A 21,911-nucleotide genomic window follows, 5' to 3' on the forward strand; every position below is an offset into this window, starting at 1 on the left:
ACGCAAACCTGCCAATTTTCCGCGCAAAGTAGGCACTTTTACGACTGCTCGGCGGACGTGGTGAGCAGAATTCCCCGCAGTGCGCGCACGTCGACCTTGCCCGACGCCTTGCGGGGGATGTCATCGTCGGTGTCGGTGACCAGCCACACCGTCGGAACCTTGAACGCGCTCAACTGCTTTCGGGCCTCGGCGCGCAGCTCGTCGACGGGCCGCTCGGACACCACCGCGGCCCCGACGGCGCCCGCCACCTCGGTGACGACCGCGCTGCGCACGCCGTCGATAATGCGCAGCGCACGTTCGACCTCGCTCGGGTAAACCGTTGCGCCGCTGACCTTGAACATGTCGTCGCAGCGACCGTGATAGAACATGAACCCGTCGTCATCGAGATGACCGAGGTCGCCGGTGGGGTAATAGCCGTCGGGCGTGAAGACGTCTTCGCGGCTGCGACGGCAGACCCCGCGCATCACGTGCGGCCCGCGGATGTGGATCATCCCGATGGTTCCGGTTGGCACGGGCTCGCCGGTCTCGGTGTCGACGATGCGGACCTCCATGCCGTCGAAGGGTTTACCGCAACTGCCCCACGCAGACCGCGGCATGTCGGTGTCGGCGGGATAGCCGCAGTACGGCCCGAACGACTCGGTCATACCGAACAGGTTGGCCCGCGCGCCCGGCTCGCCGCGCAGTTCTACGGGCAAAAGCGCCGGCAGGCTCCCGGGCCGCAGCGACGACAGATCGGCACCGATAGTGGACGATTGGCGCGCCAACGCCTCGGCCTGGTCGGGCCAGCCGCGGAACAGCGTGACGCGTTCGCGTTCGATCAGGCGCAGTGTGGTCTCCGGCCGGGGGATCTCCTCGGTGATCAGCGTGGCGCCGGTCAGCAACGCGGACAGCAGACCACCGGCGAATCCCCCCACCCAGAAGAAGGGCATCGGCAGGTACAGCCGGGTGTCGGAATAGATGCAACGCGCCGCCATGCCGGAGCGCACCGCGCCCAAAGCGTTGCCGTGCGAATGGATCACGCCCTTGGGTGGGCCGCTGCTGCCGGAGGTGAACATGATCGCCAACGTGTCGCTCGGGGCCACCGCGGCCGCGATCTCACCGACCGGCGCCTGACCGCCGGAGGGGAGCTCGTCGGCGCGCCAGATCTGACGCAACGCCGGGAGACGGTGACGCTCAGCCGCGATCTCGTCGAGGTAGCGGTGGCCGAGGAACTCCTCGACGGCCACGACGAACTGCACCGCGGCCATGCGAAGCTGGGCGGCCAGTTCGGGCGGCTGCAGAAGCGTGCTCAACGGCACCAGCACGGCACCGACGCGGGTCAGGGCGATCGCGATCCGCATCCACTCGGCGGAGTTGGGCATGATCAGCGCGACCCGGCTGCCCTTGCCCACGCCCGCGGCCACAAACCCGGCGGCCAATTCACGTGTCGTCGCGTCGAGTTCTGCGTAGGTGATCCTGGCCGACGGGTCGATCACCGCCGCCTTGTCGCCGTGCTCGACAGCCCGCAGTCGGACCAAAGCGTCGATCGTGTCAGACATCGAAAACCTCTGTCAGTCGGGACAAGTCGACCTTTCCGCTCGACAGCACCGGGATGCGGGCGGCGGGTACCGCCGCGAAGCGTCTGGGGATCTTGAATGCCGACAACTCGGCCTTGAGTCGCTCGCGACAGGCGGCTTCGTCGAACGACGCGCCGTCCTCCAGCGCGACGACCGCGCCGACGATCTGGCCGCGTTCGGCATCGGGCAGCCCGATCACATGCGCGACGGCACCGCCCGTCACTTTCGCGATCGCCCGTTCCACCTCCGCGGGAGCGACGTTGGCGCCCGCTGTCTTGATCATCGCGCCGCGGCGGCCTACGAAGTAGAAGAAGCCGTCCGCGTCCGTGCGGACCAGGTCGCCGGTGTGGAACCAGCCGTCAGCGTCGAAGCACTCCTCGCGGCTGCGCCTGTAGTACCGCTGCATCATGAAAGGCCCACGCGCACACAGCTCGCCGACGGCGCCGACGCTGACGGGCCCACCCCTGTCGGAATCGACGACCTTCACCTCGAATCCTGGTACCGGTTTGCCGAAGGATCCGCGGCGGTGCTCGGGCTGGTCGGATTCGTCGGCGCAGGCCAGGATGACGCTGCCGGACTCCGTCATACCGAGCATGGTGTGGCGCAGTTCGGGGTCGGCGGGGCGAACCTCGGGCGCCATGATCGGATAGAGGTTTCCGCGCCGAATCGAGGACAGGTCACGATTCGGCAGGCTCGGGTGGCGCGCCAGATGGGCGATGCCTGCGACGAATCCGTTCGTCATGGTGGGCTTCTCGGCCTCCAGCAGGTCGAGCGTTACACCGGGATCGACGGCGTTGGAGCACAGCAGCGTCGCGCCCGCGAGCAGCGTGGCCAGCACCGAGTAGGCGAACCCGCCGATCCAGAAGAACGGCGAGTTGCTGAACAGTTTGACCTCGGCGGTCAACCCGCGAATCTCGTTGAGCACCACCTGATGGTCGAGGAGCGCGGCGTGGGTGTGCACGACGCCTTTCGGGGCGCTGGTCGATCCCGACGTGTAGATGATCGCCACCTCGTCGCACGGCTCGACGTCGTCCTCGAGCGCCGCCAGCAGGCCCGCGTCGGCCGGCCCGGCCGCTTCGGTGTCGATGAGGATATGGCGCAACAGTGGGAGGCCGTCGACGTCGGCGAGCCGCTGCCGATAGTCATGGTTGCGGTACGACCCTGCGGTCAAGAGGATCTCGACGTCGGCATGCGCGAGTTGCTCGCGCATCTCCGGCGCGGTCGCCATCGTCGAGATCGGGATGACGACGGCGCCGATCCGCGCGACCGCCAGCATAGCGACGACGAAGGCCGACCCATTGGGGTACAACACACCGACGTGCGTGCCCTTGCCTGCGCCGAGCATGATCAGGCCGCGCGCCAATCGGGCCGACCGACGCTCGGCCTCGGCGTAGCTCAACCGGTTGGTGTCGCAGATCAGCAGCGGATGGTCGCCGCGCGCACGGGCTTGTGTGCGCAGCACAGCGCCGACTGTGCGGTCAGGCATGGCCGACGCCGACGAAATGCTCCCGGACCGCGCTGAGATCGGGTTTACCCGACGGTGTGCACGGCATCTGCTCGACGACCGCGATCTCGGTCGGAACTTCATAGCGGGCCAAACGATCGCGCAGGTACTCTCCGAGCGCCGCCACCTCGACGGGCTCCCGCAGCTGCACCATCGCCACCGGCGTCTCCCCGAGCCGATCATCGGGACGCCCGACCACGGCGGCGCTGTGCACCGCGGGATGGCTCTCGAGCGCGGTGCGCACGTCGTCGGGCATGACCTTGAACCCGCCGCGAATGATCGCCTGGTCCGCACGTCCCAGGATCCACACGAAACCGTCGGCATCGATGCGCGCCATGTCGGTGGTGCGTATCCATTCGGCCTTCGGCCCCAACTGTCCGGGCTTCACCTCGAGCAGCCCCGGCTGATCGGCGCCGACGGGATGGCCGGCGTCGTCCACGACCCGCAATTGCGCGCCGAGGCTGGCCCGCCCCACACTGCCCCGCTTCGTCTGCCAGTACTCCTGGTAATCGGGCAGGGTCCAGCCTGCGACGCCACCGCCGAATTCGGTTGCGGCGTAAGACGTCAGCACCGGTATGCCGAACTTCTCGGTGAACGCATCGGCGTCCTCGGCGGACAGCGGTGCGGTGCCCGACGTGACGGCACGAATGCTCGCCAAGTCCTCGCGGGTCAGATCCGAATGCAGCACGGTGCGCAACGCGGCTGGGACGAGGGACACCGCGCGCGGACGGTGCCGCCGTACCGCGTCGGCCCAGCGGTTCAGTTCGAAACGGTCGAGAAGCGCGAATGACCGGCCCTCGCAGACACATTGCAGGACACGGAAGACGCCGCCGATGTGCACGAGCGGGGCGTTGACGATCGCCACGCCACTTCGCAGCTGTTTCGGCGACGGCGCCTCCGCGAAGCCTTCGCCGATCACGCTGTGCGCCAGCATGTCGTATGTGAGGTCTATCCGCTTCGGGGGTCCGGTGGTGCCGCTGGTCAACATCCGCACCGCGACACCGACGCGGTTCTCCTCGGGTACCGGTGCGCGCGCGGCGGTCAGGCGGATAGGGTCGGAGACCATCGAGATCGCCACCTGGTCGGTCTCAGGGCTGGTTACCAGTCGCGTCAGGTCGTCGTGTTCGCCGATCACGACCGGCAGGGCGAGCGCCTCGAGGTCCGCCCTGATGCGGTCGTCCCCGCGGGACGGGTTGACGACCACGACGGTGCCACCCCCGAGCAGAACGCCGAGGAAGCTCGCCACATGGGCGGGCCTGTTACGCAACAGCATTCCGACTTGCCGGCCTGCCACGCCCGCGCCGCGAATCCGGGTCGCCAGCGCGGCGACCTGACCCCAGGTCACCCAGTCGCCCTCGTACTCGATGGCGGGCCCGTTCGGCTCGAGGTCGAGGATCTGGTTGATGCGACGGCTGAGGGGGTGATCACCCATCAGCGGATCCTCGGGTCGGTTCGCCCGGCCGGCGGCGCGGCGGCCAGTTCCGCCTGTCCGAGAGGATTGCCCAACCGGGTATAGATCAGGTTCTGCTCCATCGCGGCGCGATACGGCTTCTCCAACGACTCCCAGATCGCCTTGACCGTGCCCTGCGTCGCCGACGGCGGTTTGGCGGCGATACCGGCCGCGATCTCGTGCGCGCGTGCCCACAGGCGGTCGGCGGACACGACCTCGGTCACCAGACCCATCTGCAGTGCGGTCGTGGCGCTCACGCGTTCGTCGTTGCCCATCAACGCGATCCGCAATGCCTGCGCGAGCCCGACTCGTCGCATCAGCCCGATCGGTTCCAGGGCGCACACCAGCCCAGCGCTGACGTGGGAGTCGAAGAACGTGGCCTCCTCCGAACAGATCACCACGTCGGCCTCGTTCAGGAAGTAGAACGCACCCGCGGTGCACATGCCCTGCACCGCGCAGACGACCGGCTTCCACATCTTCTGCCACTTCGGGCTGAGGTGCTCACCGGGATCCTCGTGGTTCCATACGTTGTCGGGCTGACCGTAGGGCGCCTTGATATCCAGGCCGGCGCTGAACGCGCGATCGCCCGCGCCGCGGAGTACCACCGCGTTGACGGTCTCATCCTCCTTGACGAGCTTCCAGGCCTGCGACATCTCCACGCACATCGTGCGGTTGAACGCGTTGAGCGAGTCCGGACGGTTCAGCGTGATGGTCGCGACGTGGTCGGCCGCGTCCACATTGACCGTGATGGTCTCGAATCTCGCCGACGCGTTCATCGGCACTGCCAGTTCGGTGCGCGCTTCTCCATGAACGCCTTCGGGCCCTCGGCGGCGTCGTCGGTGCGTACCACCCGCTCACGGAACGTCTCGGCGAGGATCTCCGCCTCGTGCAGCGGCAGGTCGAGCGTCTTGTGGATGGCCAACCGGGTACCCCGCACCGCGAGCGGGGCATTCGAGTTCACGATGTCGGCGATCTCGTGGGCGCGCTCGAGCAGCCGGTCGTGCGCCACCACCTCGCTGATCATGCCCAGCTCGTAGGCCCGCTCGGCGCTCATCCGCTCGTGCTTGCCCATCAAAGCCATGCGCAACGCGATGTTGCGGGGCAGGATCCGGGCCAGGCGCACCATTTCGCGGCCCGCTACCAACCCGATGCTGACGTGCGGGTCGAAGAACGTGGCCTTGTCGGAGGCGATCGCGATGTCACCGGTGGTGATCCAGTCCAGCCCTGCGCCGCAACACAATCCGTTGACGGCGGTGAGGACCGGTTTGGCCATGCGGCGGAAGGGGGGAGTGCCCTCCTGCGGAGCCTCCCACTGTTCGTAGGTGGACAGATACGGCCGCTCGTAGATGACCCTGCCGTCCTCGGGGATCTCGCCGACGTCGGCGCCGGTGCAGAACGCCCGGCCGGTGCCCGTCACGATCAGTGTCCAAATGGCGTCGTCGTTCTCGGCCTCGTCGTAGGCGGCCCGAAGTTCGGTGATCATGTGCGGGCTCAGTGCGTTGAGCGCATTCGGCCGGTTCAACGTGATGGTGGCCTTGTGCCCGTCGACCTCGTATTTGATGTCGTCAAAAGTGTGAGACATTTCCGGTTCCTATCGGTCAGCGCCCGTGGAATTCCGGCGGGCGCTTGTCACGGAACGCCGCCAGTCCTTCTTTGAAATCGGTGGTTCGGCACGACAACTCGACGTTGTAGAGCTCCCGGTTCATGGTGTCCGGAAGCGACGCGTGCAGGCCGTAGTGAATGGACTGCTTGGCCAGCCCGGTCGCAACGGTCGGCCCGCTGGCTAACCGCTCGACGAGTTCGTCGCTCACGGCGGACAATTCGGACTCGGGGACCGCGGCGTGGATCAGCCCCCACTCGGCGGCGTCGGCGCCGCTGACCTTCTCACCCAGCAGCAGCATCCGTTTGGCGCGCGCCAGGCCGATGAGGCGGGGCAGCAGCCAGGTAGAGCCTGAATCGGGGCTGAAGCCGCGGCCAAGGAACGGTTCCCAGAACACCGCGTCCTGCGCGGCGACGGTGAAATCGGCCGCCAACGCCAGGTTGCACCCGAGCGCCGCGGCCCAACCGCGCACGGTGCACACCACCGGCAGGTGCAGTGTGTGGATCAGTTCGACGACCCGGTGCGCCGTGTGGGGTTGCCGGCGGACGATGTCACCGGTGCGGGGGCGTCGGTCAGCGGTGTTGGACGCCACCCAGTCCACGCCCGCGCAGAAGTCCGACCCGTCGCCGGCGATGTGCACCGCTCGCAGGGAGTCGTCGGTGGCAGCGGCGGTCAAAGCCGTCACCAGTGCGTCGGTCATGCTGCGGCTCAGGGCGTTACGCCGCGATGGCCGGCTCAGCGTGATGCGCAGTGTCGCGCCGTCGCGCGATGTCTCGACCACGCCGTCGTCGGCCGCTTCGGTCACCGTTGATTCCGCCAATCTCGAGCTATGCGGTTAGACATACAGTATTGCTATCTTGTACAAGTTAGCAAGGACAGCGGTTGAAAAGACGGCGCCGCCGACGAGAGGCCACCGATGGCAGAGGACATGCCCAGCTACGGCGAGCGGCCGCTGGCGCAGACCGTGGCCGCTGCGGGTGCGCTGCGCCGGCTCAGCGGGCTGCTGCTGTCACTCGAACACGAGCACCCGGTAGTCGACGCGATGCTGCGCCAGATCGAGGACTGGGAAGGCGAACTGACCGCGGCCGCACCGCTGGACCCCACGCCGCGCATCGGCCCCGATGCCACGGACTCGCAACGCGTTTACCTCGACCACGCCTTCGACATCGGCGCCTACAACCCGGCGTTTCCCGAATACACCATCGACGCACTGGATGCCGAAACGGCATCGGGCCGGGTGACGTTCCCGGTCGTGTTCGAAGGCCCACCGGGATTGGTCAACGGCGGCTTCATCGGGGTGTTCTTCGACTGTGTGACCCAACACCACAGTTGTGCGACGGGCCGAACCGGCAAGACGCGCGCGCTGACGGTCACCTTCCGCAGGCCCACGCCGATCCTGACGGAACTGCACTTCGACGTGACGCGTGTGGAGGCTGACGGTCGCGTGACGTCGACGGCCCGGTTGCTGCTCGGCGACGAGGTGCTGTGCACCGGGGAGTTCAACACCTCGGCGTCCTCACCCGATCGGCTGTCGGTCTTCCAGTTCGGAAAGCGCCGAGCGAGATGACCAGTGCGCACAGGATTCGTCAACCGCGGGTGGCCGAGATCATCGCCGCCCGCCTGCGGGATGACATCCTGTCGGGGCGGCTGAAGGAAGGTGACGTGCTGCCGTCCCAGGACGGCCTGCTCGCTGAATTCGACGTCAGTCCACCGGCATTGCGCGAGGCGATCCACATTCTGGAGATGGACGGCCTCATTTCGGTGCGGCGGGGCAACATGGGCGGTGCCGTCGTGCACCAACCGTCGGCGGACCGGACCGCGCACATGATCAGCATGGTGTTGCAGTCCCGGTCGGCGACACCGGCGGATGTCAGCGGCGCGCTGCTGCACCTCGAACCGATCTGCGCGAGCATGTGTGCCGCCAGGGCGGACCGCGGGACCGAGGTCGTGCCCTACCTCGAAGACGAAATACAGAGGCAGTTCGACGATTTCGGTGACCCCTCGCGGTACGTCCCCAACGCACGGCGTTTTCACGAGACCGTGGTCTCGCGCTGCGGCAACGAGCCGATGATCCTGCTGATCGGATCCCTGGAATTGATCTGGTCGGCGCACGAGTCGTCCGTGTGGGGCGACGAGACCGGCGCCGACCCGATGAACGACAAGACGATGCGGGCCGCGCTGCGCGATCACCAACGCCTGCTCGACGCGATCCGCGACGGCAACCAGTCCCGTGCAGCCAGGCTGGCCGCCGACCACCTCGCGGTCGCACGGCGCAACACGCTCGCGGCCGGAACAGACAAAACCATTGAGGCCAAGCTCATTTCCGACGTTCAGTGAGGAAGCCATGACCACCGCCGATGACCGCGTGCTGTTCGAGGTCGACCGCGACAAGCGGATCGCGACCATCACGCTGAACAACCCCGCACAGCGCAACTCCTACGACGCGGCGATGCGCGAAACCGTCGGCCGCTGTATGGATCAGGTTGCCGAGGACGACGACATCACCGTCGTCCTGCTGCGCGGCGCCGAGGGGGTGTTCTCCACCGGGGCCGATATGAACAACGCCTACGGCTGGTATGGCGACAAGGACTCCGCGCAGCCCCGGCGGCGCCCCAGCCAACGCCGGCGGTTGACGGTCGACCGCAAGTCGTTTGGCTTCTACCACAACTTCATGGGATTCCCGAAGGTCACGGTGGGAGAGATCAGCGGATATGCGCTCGGGGGCGGTTTCGAGATGGCACTGATGACCGACATTTCCGTCATCGCCCGCGATACCAAGATCGGTATGCCCGCGACGCGGTTCCTCGGCCCGGCGCTGGGCAGCCTGCACATGTTCTTCCACCGGCTCGGCCCGGTGCTGGCCCGCCGGCTGTTGCTGACCGGCGACATCATCGAGGCCGGCGCGGTCGAACACCTCGGGGTCTTCACCGAGACCTGTGAGGCCGACAAGGTGATCAAGCGGGCCCGGTACTGGGCCGAGAAGGCCGCGAAGATGCCCGCCGACGGCGTGGTGATCGCCAAGGAGGCGTTCCGTCTCGTCGAGCAGAGCCAGGCCTATCAGGGCGAGGAAGTGGCGAGCTACCTGTTCCACGCGTACGGGACGAACCTGCAGTTCGCCGAGGGTGAGTTCAACTTCGTCAAGACCCGCGCGCAGCACGGCACGAAGGAGGCTTTCCGGCTTCGGGACGAGCATTTCCACGTGCCCGAACCCGAGTAGCGGCGTCCGCTACACTATCTGCTAGTTTTGTAAAGTCGTTAACGTCGAAACCCGAGGTAGTGAACATGGGAACACCCGTCATCGTCGGCGCCGCCAGGACCGCGATCGGCCGGTCCTTCAAGGGCACGCTGGTCAACACACCGCCGGAGACGTTGATCACCACTGTCCTGCCCGAGGTGATCCGCCGCTCGGGGATCGACCCCAAGGACATCGACGACCTGATCTTCGCCGAATCCAACTACGGCGGTGGCGATCTGGCGCGTTACGCGGCCGATGCGTGCGGACTGCCGGACGTTCCGGGCCAGTCGGTGAACCGGCACTGCGCGGGCAGCCTCACCGCGATCGGCAATGCGTCCGCACAGATCGGCTCCGGCATGGAGCGCGCGCTGATCGCCGGTGGTGTGCAGTCGCTGTCGATGACGCCGCTGGTCAACTGGCGCATCCCCGGACCCGAGCTGAAGTTCGAAGAGAAGTGGATGCCACCGACCCACGTCGAGACCCCGGATGCGCCGACGCGCGACATGTCGATCACCGTCGGGTGGAACACCGCCCAGGCCGTCGGCATCACCCGTGAGGAGATGGACGCCTGGGCGGCGCGGTCGCACCAGCGCGCGGTCGCCGCGATCGACGCGGGCAAGTTCGTCGACGAGATCGTGCCGCTGAAGGTGCAGCAATTCGACGGCTCGGTCATCGAGTTCAGCGTCGATGAGCATCCGCGCCGCGACACCACCGTCGAGAAGCTGGCCGGCCTCAAGCCGCTGCACCCCGAGATCGAGGGCTTCTCGATCACCGCGGGCAACAGCAGCGGCACCAACGACGCCGCAGCTGCGGTGGCGCTCGTCGACAGCGGCTACGCAGCCGCCAACAACCTGACCAAGCTGGCCACCGTGAAGGCGTGGGCCGCCGCGGGTGTGCCGCCTCGTGACTGCGGGCTCGGCGCGGTGAAGGTGATCGGCAAGGTGCTCGACCGCGCCGGTCTGAAGCCGTCCGACGTCGCGCTGTGGGAGATCAACGAGGCGTTCGCGTCGGTGCCGATCGCGGCGTGTCGCGAATTCGGCATCGACGAGGAGCTGGTGAACTTTTCCGGAAGTGGTTGCAGCCTCGGCCATCCCATCGCCGCATCGGGTGCGCGGATGGTGACCACGCTGGTCTACGAGCTGCAGCGGCGCGGCGGCGGCATCGGTGTCGCCGCGATGTGCGCGGGCGGCGGCCAGGGCGGCGCCGTCGTCATCGAGGTCTGACCTTGGCGGATCGCGTCCCGCTAGAGAGCGATCCCCAGCGCTAACACGAGGCCCGCGGCGATCAGCAGAGCCGCGGTGAGGCCGTGAATCCCCAACGCGGCTGAGAGCTTGCCGCCGTTCGCGAGCACGATCACGGCATCCGCGATCGGGGTGAGCGCCGCGGCGATCAGCGCCCAGCCGAGCGGCCCGGGGCCGGCGGCTGCCCACACCACCAGCAGCACCACCCCTGACGTGATGTCTCGGACACCCTTGATCGCGGTGAGGCCGCGGATGTTGTCGGCCGCGATACCGAAGGCGAGCGTGGCCTGCCGAGGCTGCAGCAGGAAGCGGCCGCCGATCGCGATGATTCCGATGCTGGCGATGAGCGCAATGGCGAGTGCGGAGATGTGCATGACGATCCGGCTTTCTGGTTGATGTGCAGGTTAGACTAGCAGTGTTATATAACAATGCTAGACTAGGTTTTATGTCCCCACGCCCCGCTCCCGACCTGGACCTTCGGCGTGACCAAGTCATCCGCACGGCCCGCGAGCTCGCAGAGTCCGACGGCTGGTCCGCGGTCACGATGCGCCGCCTCGCCGGATTACTCGGCGTCAGCCAACCGGTTCTCTACTCGGCATTCGCCAACCGCCAGGCGCTGGTCGACGCGGTGGCGCTCAACGGGTTCGCCGACCTCGCCGCGGCGCTGGAGGCGGTCGATGCCAACCCGATGGCTCGGATGCGCGCCTACCTCGACTTCGCCGCCGCGAACCCGAGGGTCTACGAGGCCATGTTTTCCATGCCGTCCGGGCTGTCCTTCGCGGCCGACGACACCCCTGAGCCACTTCGGCGGGCATTCGCGCCCCTGCGCGATGTGTTCCCCGACGCCGACGGCACCCGAGCCGAGGTGGCGTGGTCGGTACTGCACGGCCTGGCGACTCTTCAGGCCGGTGCGCGCCTGCGACCCGCACAGGTGCAGCAGCGGCTGGACCTGGCCCACCAATTGCTCACCCAGGAGAACGGCTCATGAACATCCTGATCGAAATCCTCGCCGGGGCCGCGATCTCGCGAACGGCATCGTCTACGGCACCGACGTGTTCGGCGCGATCGTGCTGCGTCCCGCGGTCGCGGCGGTCGACGATCTCACCCTCACTCAATTGCTCGGTCACATTCACCGAATCGCCGATCGCCGTTTCTCGGTGATCGGTGCGGTCGGCCTGATCGCCGCCGTGGCGACCGCAGTGGCAGCGGCGGTGAGCGGGCGCTGGGCCAGCGCCGCTTCCGCAGCGGTGGCCACCCTCGCCTTGATCGGGTTCCTGGTGGTCCACACGCGGATCAGCAAGCCAGTGAACGCGGTGCTGACCGCCGCCGCGGTCGCGGGGGAGGTGCCGGCCGATGCTCGCCGGCTCCAAAACCGTTGGGAGTCAGTCATCGACGTGCGCGTTGTGGTGCAGACCGTTGCCTTGGCCGCGCTGTGCGTCGCGCTCGCCACGGCCTGACGGCGGCTAACGCTTACGCGCCGTCGCGGATTTCTTCGCCGGCTTGGCCTTGTCTTCCTCGATGAGCCTGCTCGCCCGGTCGAGGATGCAGTCGAGGCCGAATTCGAAGTTCTTGTCGTCGGCCGCGCCGATGTGGTGGCCCTTCTCGGTGACCAGCGCCAGCAGCGGCGTGTTGTCGGCGTCGATGCTCATCGACTCTTCGAGATCGCTCGGACCTTCGTCTGCCGCGCGGTTCTTGTCCCGAAGGCGATGCAGCACAACGGATCCGCGAACATGTACCGACACAGCGGAGTAGGTGTCGAACGCATCCTCGGGGGACAGACCCGCCTCGACCAGGCTCGCGATCGCCTTCTCCACCTCTTGCACACCCAACTTTGCGACCCGAGGGCTGAGCGCTGACCGGATCAGGATCAGGTCGCACAGAATCGGACTGCCCATGAACGTCTTCCGCATGGTGCGCGCATGGTTGCGCAGCGTCTCGCGCCAATCCTTGGCTTCCACATAGGGCGTGGCGAACACGTACTGGCGCAGAGCGCGGTCGGTCATCGCGTTCAGCAAGTCATCCTTCTTGCGGAAGTACCAGTAGATGCTCGTTACGCCGACGCCGAGGTGCTTACCGAGCAGCGGCATGGACAAGTTGTCGATGCCGACCTCTTCGGCGAGTTCGAAAGCGCCCTTGATGATGTCGTCGGGATTGATGGACCCACGCTCGCGTCGTTGACGCTTCTCCGCGGTCGCCTGCCTTGCCACGTAGGGCACCTCCATCGAATAAGCCGCGCGCGCAGCCCCCCGGAACTGCGGGGTGGTGGACTCGAATGTACCGTCAGCCGCCTCTGATCTGCGCCAATGCAGGTATGTCGCGGCTCAGCCTTTGCCGTCAACCATACCGGGAGGCACTCCGGTGTCGGCCTCCACGGTCATTCCGCTGTTCTACTGTAAGTCCTATAGTAAGCTTTTCTACGCAATCGGGTGAGCGAAAGGCCGTATGGACCTCGGGCTGAAGGGCGCCACCGCCGTCGTGGTCGGCGGAGGGCGCGGAATGGGTTTGGCAACGGCGCGCTGTCTGGCCGAAGACGGCGCCAGGATCGCGGTCATGGGGCGGACGCCCGATGTTCTCGAGGACGCCGCGACTGCGCTGGCCGAAATGGGCAGCCCCGACACGCTCGCACTGACCGCCGACACCACCGACGCCGCTCAGGTGCAGCGTGCCTTCGACGAAGTCGCCCAGCGGTGGGGCGGTCGACTCAACATCCTGATCAACGCCGTCGGACCCGAGGCCGTCGGCACGTTCGAGGACCTGACCGACGAGCAGTGGCGCATCGCGTTCGACGGTGGCGTGATGGGCATGGTGCACTGCGTGCGCTCGGCGCTGCCGCTGCTGCGGGCGGCCGAGTGGGCGCGCATCGTGAACTTCTCCGCGCACTCGACACAACGCCAGAGCGTCATCCTGCCCGCCTACACCGCCGCCAAAGCCGCAGTGACGAGCATCTCCAAGAACCTGTCGCTGCTGTTGGCCAAGGACGAGATCATGGTCAACGTCGTGTCCCCGGGCAGCATCGCTTCGGAAGCGCTGATCGGCTGGGCCGAGTCGGTGGGCGTCGACGGTACCGACCCCTACGCGCTGATGGCGGCGATCGATGAGCACTTCGGCCATCCGGCCCATCTGCCGCGCGCGGGCCTGCCCGACGAAATCGGGCCTGTGGTCGCGTTTCTCGCGTCTCGCCGGAATTCCTATATGACCGGCGCCAACATCAACGTCGACGGAGGCTCGGACTTCACCTAAGTCTCCATCCTCAGATATCGGCAGGAGGTCATTGTGGCTTCGGCGAAGGACGCCCGGGAGTGGGCCCGCAATCATCTGCGCGGGATCGGTGATTCGCTCTACACGCCGTTCTGCGGCGTCGACGGTGACGACATCGATTGGGACGCCTACCGGACGCTGGTGCGGCACTGCGTCGGTGCGTTGAATCATCCGCTGCTGTGGTGCACGAGCGGTATCGCCGAATTCTGGGCGCTGACGCTCGACGAGCGAAAGCGGTTGCTGGAGGTCGCGATCGAGGAGGGCCGCGCCGCCAACCCCGATATCGTCGTGCAGGCGTGCACCGCGGCGACGGCCGCCAAGGACTGCCTGGAGCTCACACGTCACGCGCAGGAGGCCGGAGCCGACATCGTGTACATCCAGACCCCGATGATGGAGGCGCACGGCGGGCAGGGTGTGCTGAACTTCTTCCGCTACATCGCCGACCGCACCGACATCGCATTGGGCATGTTCAATTCGCCGTCGTCGGGCTACGTCCTGACGCCGGCCGAAAGCGCCGCCATCTACAACGAGATTCCGGCGGTCTGCGCGACGAAGGAAGGCGCCTTCCGGCCGATGGCGAGCAGGATGCTGCACGAGTTGGCGCCCAGTCTGGCGGTGTGGGAGTGCGACAAGACCGTGTACCGCGCCGGGTGGCTGCGCGACGGCATCGTCTGCCCCGCGCAATTGGGCACCGCCGGCTATCTGTTCGAAACCCCGGAGCGACGCGTGTTCAGCGAGTACTGGGAACTCATCGTCAACGACAAACTCGTGGAGGCGATGGACCACGCGCGCGAGTCCGGGCTCGACCAGTTCGACCTCGACATGGGCTCGTGGTTCACCTGCTATCCGGGGCGGCCCGACTACTTCACCCACTGGGGCGGGGCGTTCAAATACGCGGCGTCGGTGCTGGGCCTGCCGATCGGGGAGTATCCGCACTCTCGTCCGCCCCAGGCACAGCTGCCCGCCGAGGCGAAAGCCCAGATCGACGCCGCGTATCGGCGGCTCGGACTGGTCGAGGCGTGACCCGCTCGTCGACTCTGCGCGTACGGCGCGATTTTCGACCGATTTCCCGCCCTCAGCGCAGAGTCAAACGACCCCGGCGACGGTTGCGGAAGGTGCTACCGATAGGTGTACAGTATGAGCATTCACCAAGCTCGCGCCGCTGGAGGAGGACTGCTGGGTGAGCGCTCCTGACCAAGTCGCCGACGCCCGATCCGACTCCGAGGACGCGCCGGTTCGCTACGAGGTGCTCGACACCGGGGTAGCGGTGCTCACCCTGAATCGGCCCGACCGGATGAACGGTTGGGGCGGCGGGCTGGCGACCGCGTTCTACGAACGCCTCGACGACGCCGAGGCCGACCCCGCGGTGCGCGCGATCGTGGTCATCGGCAGCGGCCGCGCGTTCTGCGCGGGCGCGGACATGGGGGATCTCACGACGATCAGCGCGGCGACGGTCGACGCCGCCGCCGACACCGACGTCAGCCAGCTCGTCGGCGCCCGGCATCCCCACTTCCTGATGGGCATGCGCAAACCCGTCATCGCCGCGGTCAACGGTGCCTGTGCGGGAATGGGTTTGACGTTGGCCCTGGCGTGCGACGTGCGGTTCGCCGCCGAGGGCGCCAAGTTCACCACGTCGTTCGCCCGACGCGGGCTGATCGCCGAGTACGGCATCTCGTGGATCCTGCCGCGCGTCGTCGGCACCGGCGTCGCCATGGATCTGCTGCTGTCGGGCCGGGTGTTCTTCGCCGACGAGGCCGCCCGGCTGGGATTGGTCAACGAGGTGGTGGCGCCGGACGAACTGCTGTCACGTGCTCTCGGCTACGCCGAGGACATCGCCGCCAACTGTGCGCCCAGTTCCCTGGCGGTGATCAAACAACAGGTGTACGCAGACACCATGCGCACTGTCTTCGACGCCAGCGACCGCGCCGAGAAGCTGATGCACGAGTCGATGACACGACCCGACTTCCTCGAGGGCATCACGAGTTTCTTCGAGAAGCGCCCGCCGAACTTTCCGCCCCTCAAATCCGAGCAGGAGGACACGCCATGACCTCGCAAGAAGCGCAGCGGACTGTGCATCAGCCGAAACCGCTCGATTACATGGCCATCGACGTCGACAACCACTACTACGAGCCGCTGGACGCCTTCACGCGGCACCTGCCCAAGGAGTTCAAGCGTCGTGGCGTGCAGATGCTCCAGGATGGCAAGCGCACGTTCGCGGTGATCGGTGAGCAGGTCAACCACTTCATCCCGAACCCGACCTTCGACCCGATCATCGAACCGGGATGCCTGGATCTGTTGTTCCGCGGGGAGATCCCCGACGGTGTCGATCCGGCCTCGCTGATGAAGGTCGACCGGTTGAGCGACCATCCCGAGTACCAGAATCGCGAGGCTCGGGTGAAGATCCTCGACAAGCAGAACCTCGAAACGGTTTTCATGCTGCCGACGTTCGCGTGTGGCGTCGAGGAAGCACTCAAACACGACATCGAGGCCACCATGGCGTCGGTGCACGCGTTCAACCTCTGGCTCGACGAGGATTGGGGTTTCGACCGGCCCGACCACAGGTTCATCTCGGCGCCGATCATCTCGTTGGCCGATCCCGAGAAGGCCGTCGAGGAGGTCGAATTCGTGCTCGGTCGGGACGCCAAGACGGTCTGCGTGCGACCGGCACCGGTACCCGGCGTGGTCAAACCGCGGTCGTTGGGCGATCCGGTGCACGACCCGGTGTGGGCGCGCCTTGCCGAGGCCGGCGTCCCGGTCATCTTCCATCTGTCCGACAGCGGATATCTCGCGATCGCGGCGCTGTGGGGCGGCAAGTCGACGTTCGAGGGCTTCGGTAAGAAGGACCCGCTCGATCAGGTGCTGCTCGACGACCGCGCGATCCACGACACGATGGCGTCGATGATCGTCCACCAGGTGTTCACCCGCCACCCCAAGCTCAAGGTCGCGAGCATCGAGAATGGTTCCTACTTCGTCTATCGGCTGATCAAGCGCCTCAAGAAGGCGGCCAACAACGCGCCCCACCACTTCAAGGAGGACCCGGTCGAACAGTTGCGCAACAACGTCTGGATCGCGCCGTACTACGAGGACGACGTGAAGCTGCTGGCTGAGACCATCGGCGTGGACAAAGTGTTGTTCGGCTCGGACTGGCCGCACGGCGAGGGTCTTGCCGACCCGATGGCGTTCACCGCCGACATCCCGCAGTTCCCCGAGTTCAGTACAGAAGACACCCGAAAGGTGATGCGAGACAACGCTCTCGAACTGCTCGCCGCGAACGTCACGGCCGGCGCCGGCAGATGAGTGAGTGGACGATCGGGGCCGTTCTCGACGCGATCGCCCACGCGGTACCCGACCGGTTGATGACGGTGTGCGGCGACCGCCGCAGCACGTTCGGTGAGTCGGCCGACCGCACTCGCCGCCTCGCGAATTACCTGGCCGCACAGGGGTTGGGCGCGCACCGTGAACGCGACGAACTGCAGAACTGGGAGTGCGGGCAGGACCGCGTCGCGCTGCTCATGCACAACGATCTCTATCCCGACATGGTGATCGGATGCCTGAAGGCCCGCACGGTCCCGGTCAACGTCAACTACAACTACACGCCGCGCGAGGTCGCCGAACTCCTCGACTACCTGCGCCCCCGCGCGGTGATCTACCACCGTTCGTTCGGTCCAAAGTTCGCCGACGTGTTGCCTCCCGCGACGGCGGACCTGATGATCTCGATCGACGACGACCCGTCCGTTCGAGAGCTCGCCGACGCCATCACGCTCGATGACACACTGGCGCAGGGTGATTCCGACGTCGACATCGCCGCGTCACCCGATGACGTCATGATGGTGTGCACCGGTGGGACCACCGGCCGGCCCAAGGGGGTGATGTGGCGCCAGAGCGACACCTATGTCATCTCGATGAACGGGGGCGACCACGAGTCGGTCGACGAGATCCACGCCAAGGTCGCGCACGGCGGACAACCGTGGTTCGCGGTTTCGCCGCTGATGCACGCGGCGGGAATGTGGACCGCGTTCGCGGCCTTGCTCAACGGCCTGCCCGTGATCCTGTATGACCAGACGCGATTCGATCCGCGCGCGGTGCTGGAAACCGCGCAGCGCGAGAAGGTCGGCTTGATGACGATGGTGGGCGACGCGTACGCCGCACCGCTGGTCGAGGAGCTGCGCCGCGGCTCCTATGACCTGTCGTCGTTGTTCGCGATCGGCACCGGCGGGGCGGCCACCAACCCGAAACACCAACGCGCGCTGCTGGATCTGCTGCCCCAGATCACGCTCATCAACGGTTACGGATCGTCGGAGACGGGAAACGTCGGGTTCGGCCGCAGCCAGCGCGGTGAACAGAAGGACACCTTCGAGTTGCGCGAGGGTGCGCTGGTGCTCTCCGAGGACTACCAACGCTTCCTCGCACCCGGCGAGGACGAGATCGGATATGTCGCGCGCGGCGGCCGTATTCCGCTCGGCTACTTCGACGATGAGGCGGCGACACGTCGCACCTTCCCGGTGGTCGACGGTCAGCGCGTGGTGATCTCGGGTGACCGGGGATCGCTCGCCCCCGACGGCACGCTGCGGTTGTTCGGACGCGATTCGTTGGTGGTCAACACGGGAGGCGAGAAGGTGTTCGTCGAGGAGGTCGAGGAGGTGCTGCGCGCGCACCCGGCGATATCCGACGCCCTGGTCGTGGGGCGGCCGAGCGAGCGGTGGGGTGAGGAGATCGTCGCGCTGGTGGCGCTCAACGATGGCGCCGAGGCCGCTCACGAGCCGTTGCACGCCCATTGCACATCGAGCCTGGCGCGGTTCAAGGCGCCGAAGGAGTTCATCTTCGTCGATCAGGTCCGCCGCCTCGGAAACGGCAAGCCGGACTACCGCTGGGCCAAAGCCGCTGCGACACAACAGGTGAACGCATGACCGCCCGCGCCATTGACTGCCTGGTCAACGTCCACTTCGGCGAGACCGAACAGCAGCCGACGTGGATGCTCAAGGTCCGCGACGACTACTTCAAGGGTCCGGAGTCGATGTTCGCGCCCGTCGACATGGGCGAGCTGCTCGAAGAGATGGACGAGCAGGGGGTCCAGAAGGCGATCCTGATGGACAGCATCGCCAAACCGTCGACGACGGCGCGCAAGTTCGTCGACGCCAGACCGGATCGGTTCGCACTGGCGATCGGCGGCGTCAACCTGCTGCGACCGATCCCGTCGCTGCGGGAGCTGGCATCCGTCGTCAACGACCTGCCCGTGGCGTATGCCGCTGTGGGGCCGAGCTTTTGGGGTGACGGACAGTACCCGCCCAGCGACGCCGTCTACTACCCCCTCTACACCAAGTGCGCCGAGCTCGAATTGCCGTTGTGCATCAACACCGGCATCCCCGGCCCGCCGATCCCCGGCGAGGTGCAGAACCCGATCCATCTGGATCGGGTCTGCGTGCGGTTCCCCGAACTCAAGCTTTGCATGATCCACGGCGCCGACCCGTGGTGGGACGTCGCGATCCGCCTGCTGATCAAGTACAAGAACCTGCGCTTGATGACGTCGGCGTGGTCGCCGAAGCGGTTGCCCGAGAGCCTGCTTCACTACATGCGCACGCGAGGGCCCGACAAGGTGATCTACGCGTCGGACTGGCCGGTGCTCAAGATGCGCCGCGTCGTGCCCGAGGCGCTGGCCCTTGACCTGCCGGCCGAGGTGCTGGACAACTACTTGTACAACAACGCGCAGGAGTTCTTCTTCGGCGCCGACAAGGAGCAGTGATGGACCGTTACGAACTGCGCAGGCTCGACTACAGCCTGTCCGAGGACCACCAGGCGCTGCAGGCCGCGTACAAGGACTTCTTCAAGACGCACTGTTCGATCGAAACCGTCCGCGCCGCAGAGCCGACCGGCTTCGACAAGAGCCTCTGGGAGCGGCTGTGCACGATGGGCGCGACCACGATGGCACTGCCCGAGGACGTCGGCGGCGACGGCGCCACGCTGGTCGACCTGACCCTGGTGGCCGAGGAGATCGGCCGTTCACTGGCGCCCGTGCCGTGGATCGACCACGTGAGCGCGGCGCGTCTGCTCGGTCGACTCGGCGCGGTCGACCCCGACATCGTCAGCGGCCAACAGATCGTCGGTCTGGATCCCCAGCAGGACAGCGCCTCCGGGGTGCGTCTACTGCCGAGCGGATCGGTCGCCGACCACATCGTCCTGCGCGACGGTGACGACATCGTCAAGCTGACGTTCGCCACCCGGCCCACCAAGGTCGACAACATCGGCCGGCTGCCGATGGCGTGGATCGACCCGGCCGCCGCCGACAGCCGGACCGTCCTGGCGAGCGGTCCCGACGCGCTCGCGGAGTACCAACGGGCACTGGACGAATGGCGGGTGCTGACGGGGGCGGCGCTGGTCGGCCTGGTCGAAGAGACCATGACGATCGCGGCCGAGTTCTCCAAGACCCGCTATACCCTCGGGGTGCCGATCTCGACACTGCAGGCGATCTCGCATCCGCTGGCCAACATCGCGATCACGGTGCAGGGCGGGCGCAACCTGGCGCGCCGCGCCGCGTGGTTCCTCGACAATGAACCCGACGAGCGGCCCGAACTGGCGCCGTCGGCGTTCGTCTTCATGGCCGAAGAGGCATCCAAGGCGGCCACGATGGCGGTGCAGGTGCAGGGCGGGCTCGGGGTGTCGGCGGAGGCCGCCGCCAGTGCGTATCTGCTGCGCGCCCGCGGTTGGGCGCTGGCCGGGGGAGACCCGGCCGCCGCTGCCAAGTACATCGCCGGCATCGTCGCGGCTCGCGAGAGCGGAGAGGGCAAGTAATGGATTTCTCACGGGTCGAACTCTCCGACGAGGACCAGGCCTTCCTCGAGGAGTCGCGAGCCTTCCTGTCAGAGATCGTCACCGAGGACGTCATCCGTCGCGACCGCGAGACCGGCGACAACTTCGACGAGGGCGTCCATCTCGCGCTCGGCAAGGCCGGATACCTTGCGCGCGAATGGAAGGCGGAGTCCGAAGGCGGGTTCAACCGGATCCGGCGCCGCATCTGGGAGTTGGAGAAGCGCCGGGCGCACGTGCCGTGGGTGACCTTCGGGACGACGGCGATGATCGCCCGATCGGTCGACAAGTTCGGCTCGCCCGAGCTCAAGGCCGAGGTGATGCCGCGGGTGTACACCGGCGAGGTCCGGCTCTGCCTGGGCTACACCGAACCCGAGGGCGGATCCGACGTGGCCACCTGCAAGACCAGGGCCGTGCGGGACGGCGACGGGTGGATTATCAACGGCTCGAAGATGTTCACCACCGGCGCCCACAACTGCCAGTACGTCTTCCTGATCACCAACACCGACCCCGACGCGCCGAAGCACAAGAGCCTCACCATGTTCCTGGTGCCGCTCGACTCGCCGGGAATCGAGATCCAGGGCATCCGCACCGTCGACGGCGACCGGACGAACATCGTCTACTACAGCGATGTCCGCGTCGACGACAAGTACCGCCTCGGCGAGGTGAACGACGGCTGGACGGTGGTGCGCGAACCACTCAACGTCGAGCACGGCGCGGTGGAAGCGGCCGTCGACGGTCTGCAGGACGTCTCGATCATGATGCACCAGGCCAACACGATGGCCGCCGCGGTCGACAAGGCCGCCGCGCTGGTCGCCGAGCCGGATCCCAACGGCCGCAAGTTGATCGACGACGGATCGGTGGCATACCGGTTGGGACGCAGCGTCGCCCGCATGGAGGCGGCCTTCTCGGCCACCAGCATCTTCGGGAGGGTTGCCCTGGCGCAGACGATGCGCGACATCTCCCCGGACTTGATGGACCTGCTCGGCACGGCGTCGTCGCTGCCGCTCGGCACCGACGGAGCGATCGACGACGGCGCCGCCGAGTACGTGTACCGCTTCGCGCCGCTCGTCGGGATCTACGGCGGGACGCTCGAGGTGTTCCGCAACATGATCGCGCAGTACGTTCTCGGGTTGGGCAAGCCGGCATATGCCCCGCCCGTCAAGAAAGCCTCCTAACGCCGATTTCGGCGAGCGCGCGTGTTTGCACACGACACGCCGCGTAACCTCGACAGTTTCCGCACGCTCGTGCCCGAGGAAGGCGCAC

The 21,911-nt window shown here is 66.9% G+C and carries 22 protein-coding genes; 14 read left to right on the top strand and 8 right to left on the bottom strand.

All coding sequences use genetic code 11. The features are described 5' to 3' along the window. Positions 1–38: 38 nt before the first annotated feature. Genes A5650_RS05700 through A5650_RS05725 form a run of 6 tightly spaced genes read right to left on the bottom strand, consistent with a single transcriptional unit; the run spans position 39 to position 6,915 of the window. Positions 39–1,538 (bottom strand): class I adenylate-forming enzyme family protein, encoded by a 1,500-nt coding sequence (locus A5650_RS05700; protein WP_067287358.1) that lies wholly within the window; start codon positions 1,536–1,538, stop codon positions 39–41. Next, a complete protein-coding gene (locus A5650_RS05705) occupies positions 1,531–3,042 on the bottom strand; it encodes a class I adenylate-forming enzyme family protein (RefSeq protein WP_067287362.1) in 1,512 nt (503 codons plus the stop codon). Before A5650_RS05705 ends, A5650_RS05700 begins: the two co-directional genes overlap by 8 nt. Next, positions 3,035–4,492 (bottom strand): class I adenylate-forming enzyme family protein, encoded by a 1,458-nt coding sequence (locus A5650_RS05710; protein ID WP_067287365.1) that lies wholly within the window; start codon positions 4,490–4,492, stop codon positions 3,035–3,037. Before A5650_RS05710 ends, A5650_RS05705 begins: the two co-directional genes overlap by 8 nt. Next, positions 4,492–5,286, bottom strand: a complete 795-nt coding sequence (locus tag A5650_RS05715) for an enoyl-CoA hydratase/isomerase family protein (protein WP_067287368.1) — start codon at positions 5,284–5,286, stop codon at positions 4,492–4,494. Before A5650_RS05715 ends, A5650_RS05710 begins: the two co-directional genes overlap by 1 nt. Continuing rightward, positions 5,283–6,092, bottom strand: a complete 810-nt coding sequence (locus tag A5650_RS05720) for an enoyl-CoA hydratase/isomerase family protein (protein WP_067287371.1) — start codon at positions 6,090–6,092, stop codon at positions 5,283–5,285. Before A5650_RS05720 ends, A5650_RS05715 begins: the two co-directional genes overlap by 4 nt. A 16-nt stretch (positions 6,093–6,108) precedes the next feature. Beyond that, the gene (locus tag A5650_RS05725) at positions 6,109–6,915 is read right to left on the bottom strand and encodes an enoyl-CoA hydratase/isomerase family protein (RefSeq protein ID WP_082950624.1); all 807 of its coding nucleotides are present in this window, start codon (positions 6,913–6,915) and stop codon (positions 6,109–6,111) included. Positions 6,916–7,026: 111 nt separating this feature from the next. Here A5650_RS05725 and A5650_RS05730 point away from each other — a divergent pair, with 111 nt between their 5' ends. The 4 genes from A5650_RS05730 (at position 7,027) to A5650_RS05745 (ending at position 10,568) form a co-directional block, all read left to right on the top strand. After that, on the top strand, positions 7,027–7,677 hold the full coding sequence (locus tag A5650_RS05730; protein WP_067287378.1) for a hotdog family protein: 651 nt from the start codon (positions 7,027–7,029) through the stop codon (positions 7,675–7,677). Continuing rightward, complete coding sequence (locus tag A5650_RS05735) at positions 7,674–8,447, top strand: FadR/GntR family transcriptional regulator (protein ID WP_067287381.1); 774 nt, start codon at positions 7,674–7,676, stop codon at positions 8,445–8,447. The genes A5650_RS05730 and A5650_RS05735 overlap by 4 nt, the downstream gene beginning before the upstream one ends. A 7-nt stretch (positions 8,448–8,454) precedes the next feature. Next, the gene (locus A5650_RS05740; RefSeq protein ID WP_067287384.1) at positions 8,455–9,327 is read left to right on the top strand and encodes an enoyl-CoA hydratase/isomerase family protein; all 873 of its coding nucleotides are present in this window, start codon (positions 8,455–8,457) and stop codon (positions 9,325–9,327) included. A gap of 65 nt (positions 9,328–9,392) precedes the next feature. Then, a complete protein-coding gene (locus tag A5650_RS05745) occupies positions 9,393–10,568 on the top strand; it encodes a thiolase family protein (RefSeq protein WP_067287483.1) in 1,176 nt (391 codons plus the stop codon). A gap of 20 nt (positions 10,569–10,588) precedes the next feature. Here A5650_RS05745 and A5650_RS05750 read toward each other — a convergent pair whose 3' ends face one another. Further along, complete coding sequence (locus A5650_RS05750; RefSeq protein ID WP_067287389.1) at positions 10,589–10,960, bottom strand: DUF4267 domain-containing protein; 372 nt, start codon at positions 10,958–10,960, stop codon at positions 10,589–10,591. Positions 10,961–11,031: 71 nt separating this feature from the next. Between A5650_RS05750 and A5650_RS05755 the strand changes: the two genes are divergently transcribed. Both A5650_RS05755 and A5650_RS05760 read left to right on the top strand, forming a co-directional pair. After that, the gene (locus tag A5650_RS05755; RefSeq protein ID WP_067287392.1) at positions 11,032–11,574 is read left to right on the top strand and encodes a TetR/AcrR family transcriptional regulator; all 543 of its coding nucleotides are present in this window, start codon (positions 11,032–11,034) and stop codon (positions 11,572–11,574) included. Positions 11,575–11,638: 64 nt separating this feature from the next. Further along, entirely contained in the window at positions 11,639–12,043 is a 405-nt protein-coding gene (locus tag A5650_RS05760) for a DUF1772 domain-containing protein (RefSeq protein WP_231992547.1), read from the top strand. 6 nt (positions 12,044–12,049) lie between these two features. On the opposite strand, the gene A5650_RS05765 is transcribed toward A5650_RS05760, so the two are convergent. Next, complete coding sequence (locus A5650_RS05765) at positions 12,050–12,793, bottom strand: TetR/AcrR family transcriptional regulator (RefSeq protein ID WP_067287487.1); 744 nt, start codon at positions 12,791–12,793, stop codon at positions 12,050–12,052. A gap of 235 nt (positions 12,794–13,028) precedes the next feature. Between A5650_RS05765 and A5650_RS05770 the strand changes: the two genes are divergently transcribed. The 8 genes from A5650_RS05770 to A5650_RS05805 all read left to right on the top strand — a co-directional run bounded on the left by A5650_RS05770 (position 13,029) and on the right by A5650_RS05805 (position 21,823). After that, positions 13,029–13,826: an SDR family NAD(P)-dependent oxidoreductase gene (locus A5650_RS05770; RefSeq protein WP_067287396.1), complete on the top strand. Its 798-nt coding sequence runs from the start codon at positions 13,029–13,031 to the stop codon at positions 13,824–13,826. Positions 13,827–13,859: 33 nt separating this feature from the next. Further along, a complete protein-coding gene (locus tag A5650_RS05775; protein ID WP_067287399.1) occupies positions 13,860–14,867 on the top strand; it encodes a dihydrodipicolinate synthase family protein in 1,008 nt (335 codons plus the stop codon). A gap of 157 nt (positions 14,868–15,024) precedes the next feature. Next, the gene (locus A5650_RS05780; protein ID WP_067287402.1) at positions 15,025–15,891 is read left to right on the top strand and encodes an enoyl-CoA hydratase; all 867 of its coding nucleotides are present in this window, start codon (positions 15,025–15,027) and stop codon (positions 15,889–15,891) included. Continuing rightward, positions 15,888–17,141 (top strand): amidohydrolase family protein, encoded by a 1,254-nt coding sequence (locus tag A5650_RS05785; protein WP_067287407.1) that lies wholly within the window; start codon positions 15,888–15,890, stop codon positions 17,139–17,141. Before A5650_RS05780 ends, A5650_RS05785 begins: the two co-directional genes overlap by 4 nt. Then, on the top strand, positions 17,138–18,751 hold the full coding sequence (locus A5650_RS05790; RefSeq protein ID WP_067287410.1) for an acyl-CoA synthetase: 1,614 nt from the start codon (positions 17,138–17,140) through the stop codon (positions 18,749–18,751). The genes A5650_RS05785 and A5650_RS05790 overlap by 4 nt, the downstream gene beginning before the upstream one ends. Then, positions 18,748–19,584, top strand: coding sequence for an amidohydrolase family protein (locus tag A5650_RS05795; protein ID WP_067287414.1), 837 nt, complete (start codon positions 18,748–18,750; stop codon positions 19,582–19,584). The genes A5650_RS05790 and A5650_RS05795 overlap by 4 nt, the downstream gene beginning before the upstream one ends. After that, positions 19,584–20,630 carry an acyl-CoA dehydrogenase family protein gene (locus A5650_RS05800; RefSeq protein ID WP_067287418.1) on the top strand — a complete coding sequence of 349 codons (1,047 nt, stop codon included), beginning with the start codon at positions 19,584–19,586 and terminating at the stop codon, positions 20,628–20,630. The genes A5650_RS05795 and A5650_RS05800 overlap by 1 nt, the downstream gene beginning before the upstream one ends. Beyond that, a complete protein-coding gene (locus A5650_RS05805) occupies positions 20,630–21,823 on the top strand; it encodes an acyl-CoA dehydrogenase family protein (RefSeq protein WP_067287422.1) in 1,194 nt (397 codons plus the stop codon). The genes A5650_RS05800 and A5650_RS05805 overlap by 1 nt, the downstream gene beginning before the upstream one ends. The last annotated feature ends 88 nt before the right edge of the window (positions 21,824–21,911 follow it).

The sequence above is a fragment of the Mycobacterium sp. 1164985.4 genome (genome assembly GCF_001668575.1).
In the GTDB taxonomy this organism is placed as follows: domain Bacteria; phylum Actinomycetota; class Actinomycetes; order Mycobacteriales; family Mycobacteriaceae; genus Mycobacterium.

What these genes read in the sequence shown, in the direction of transcription:
- A5650_RS05790 (WP_067287410.1), top strand. Translation starts at nt 17,138, where the DNA reads ATGAGTGAGTGGACGATCGGGGCCGTTCTCGACGCGATCGCCCACGCG.
- A5650_RS05750 (WP_067287389.1), bottom strand. Translation starts at nt 10,960, where the DNA reads ATGCACATCTCCGCACTCGCCATTGCGCTCATCGCCAGCATCGGAATC.
- A5650_RS05700 (WP_067287358.1), bottom strand. Translation starts at nt 1,538, where the DNA reads ATGTCTGACACGATCGACGCTTTGGTCCGACTGCGGGCTGTCGAGCAC.
- A5650_RS05735 (WP_067287381.1), top strand. Translation starts at nt 7,674, where the DNA reads ATGACCAGTGCGCACAGGATTCGTCAACCGCGGGTGGCCGAGATCATC.
- A5650_RS05795 (WP_067287414.1), top strand. Translation starts at nt 18,748, where the DNA reads ATGACCGCCCGCGCCATTGACTGCCTGGTCAACGTCCACTTCGGCGAG.
- A5650_RS05805 (WP_067287422.1), top strand. Translation starts at nt 20,630, where the DNA reads ATGGATTTCTCACGGGTCGAACTCTCCGACGAGGACCAGGCCTTCCTC.
- A5650_RS05720 (WP_067287371.1), bottom strand. Translation starts at nt 6,092, where the DNA reads ATGTCTCACACTTTTGACGACATCAAATACGAGGTCGACGGGCACAAG.
- A5650_RS05740 (WP_067287384.1), top strand. Translation starts at nt 8,455, where the DNA reads ATGACCACCGCCGATGACCGCGTGCTGTTCGAGGTCGACCGCGACAAG.
- A5650_RS05705 (WP_067287362.1), bottom strand. Translation starts at nt 3,042, where the DNA reads ATGCCTGACCGCACAGTCGGCGCTGTGCTGCGCACACAAGCCCGTGCG.
- A5650_RS05715 (WP_067287368.1), bottom strand. Translation starts at nt 5,286, where the DNA reads ATGAACGCGTCGGCGAGATTCGAGACCATCACGGTCAATGTGGACGCG.
- A5650_RS05770 (WP_067287396.1), top strand. Translation starts at nt 13,029, where the DNA reads ATGGACCTCGGGCTGAAGGGCGCCACCGCCGTCGTGGTCGGCGGAGGG.
- A5650_RS05800 (WP_067287418.1), top strand. Translation starts at nt 19,584, where the DNA reads ATGGACCGTTACGAACTGCGCAGGCTCGACTACAGCCTGTCCGAGGAC.
- A5650_RS05755 (WP_067287392.1), top strand. Translation starts at nt 11,032, where the DNA reads ATGTCCCCACGCCCCGCTCCCGACCTGGACCTTCGGCGTGACCAAGTC.
- A5650_RS05785 (WP_067287407.1), top strand. Translation starts at nt 15,888, where the DNA reads ATGACCTCGCAAGAAGCGCAGCGGACTGTGCATCAGCCGAAACCGCTC.
- A5650_RS05710 (WP_067287365.1), bottom strand. Translation starts at nt 4,492, where the DNA reads ATGGGTGATCACCCCCTCAGCCGTCGCATCAACCAGATCCTCGACCTC.
- A5650_RS05745 (WP_067287483.1), top strand. Translation starts at nt 9,393, where the DNA reads ATGGGAACACCCGTCATCGTCGGCGCCGCCAGGACCGCGATCGGCCGG.
- A5650_RS05730 (WP_067287378.1), top strand. Translation starts at nt 7,027, where the DNA reads ATGGCAGAGGACATGCCCAGCTACGGCGAGCGGCCGCTGGCGCAGACC.